Source organism: Ruegeria sp. BHSB064, from assembly GCF_059613205.1.
The window spans coordinates 1-1,410 of the sequence record NZ_JBXWSB010000246.1; the positions used below are offsets into that span (position 1 = coordinate 1).

2 protein-coding genes are annotated in these 1,410 nt (G+C 57.3%); one reads left to right on the forward strand and one right to left on the reverse strand.

Annotated features, from left to right (window positions below):
* On the forward strand, positions 1-1,048 hold a 1,048-nt coding region (locus AC2FNU_RS24710), incomplete at its 5' end, for an aminotransferase class III-fold pyridoxal phosphate-dependent enzyme (RefSeq protein ID WP_496794268.1).
* Positions 1,049-1,081: 33 nt separating this feature from the next.
* On the opposite strand, the gene AC2FNU_RS24715 is transcribed toward AC2FNU_RS24710, so the two are convergent.
* Positions 1,082-1,410, reverse strand: a 329-nt coding sequence (locus AC2FNU_RS24715) for a MarR family transcriptional regulator (protein WP_496794272.1), incomplete at its 5' end; no start/stop codon positions are given.

A 1,410-nucleotide genomic window follows, 5' to 3' on the forward strand; every position in this document is an offset into this window, starting at 1 on the left:
GTTTTTCGCGCCAGACGGCCTGACCCGCGCGTTTTTTACGTCGGGTGGTTCAGACTCTGTCGAGATCGCGTTGAAGCTCGCGCGGCAATACCACAAGGTTCGGGGCGACGCGGGGCGCACCAAGTTCATCAGCCTCAAGCAGGGCTATCACGGCACTCATTTCGCGGCCGCCTCGGTCAACGGCAACCAAAAGTTTCGCGCGGTCTATGAGCCGATGATGCCGGGTTGTTTCCATGTGCCCGCGCCCTGGACCTATCGCAATCCGTTTGACGAAACCGACCCCGAGCGTTTGGCGCAGCTTTGCGTCAAAGCTTTAGAGGCCGAGATTGGGTTTCAGGGGGCAAACACGATCGCGGCATTTATCATGGAGCCGGTTCTGGGGGCCGGGGGTGTGATCCCACCGCATAAAAGCTTCATGCCCATGGTGCGCGAGGTGTGTTCCAAACATGGTATCCTGTTGATCTCGGATGAAATCATTACCGCGTTTGGCCGCACTGGAAGCGAAAGCGGCGCGCGCCATTGGGGTGTGCAGCCAGACATCATGACAACGGCGAAGGCGATCACCAACGGGTATTTTCCATTTGGTGCGGCAATGATTTCAGGCGCAGTTGCTGAAGTTTTCGAAAAGGACACCACGGGTCTGGCATCGGTCGATCAGGGCTATACCTATTCCGGCCATCCGGTCGGGGCCGCGGCAGCGCTGGCTGCCCTGTCCGAGATCACCCGTTTGCGGGTTTGGGAAAACGCCGCGGCACGCGGGGATGAGTTGTTTGCCGGGTTGCACAGGCTGGCCGAGAAACACGACGCGATTGGCGACGTGCGCGGTGGCGAGGGTTTGATGTGCGCGCTCGAACTCGTTTCTGATCGGACGACCAAAGCCCCCATTGCCAAGCACTTACCGTTGCAGGTTCAGAAAGCGGCTTACGAAGATGGTGTAATGGTGCGAGTATCCGGCAACAACATCATTCTGTCGCCTCCGTTGATCATCACGTCAGACGATGTGGTCAAGATACTGGCAGCGTTGGATACGGGTCTGTCGACTCTTTGAGCGTTCAATCGGCCTCGCCTGTTTTAGGCGAGGTCAAACTTTGACGGCCTGCAGTTCTTCCAGAAGATCCAGCAACTGATCCAGTTTTTCGCGGCCCATCTGGGCCTCGATATTGTTTGAAATCGCAAGCGAAGTGGCCAGGTTCTCTTTGAGAATTGATCGACCTTCTTCTGTTATCGTGACCATAGTACGGCGCTTGTCTTCACTATCCTGACGCCGGGTGATCTGGCCATCGGCCTCCATCGTGCGCAGGATGCGGGTCACACTTGGAAGCAGCAGGCAGGCTTCGTTGGCAATGGTGCTTTGCTCCACTTCGCCAAGCTCATCCAGCACACGCAGGATCCGCCATTTCTGCTCGGTTA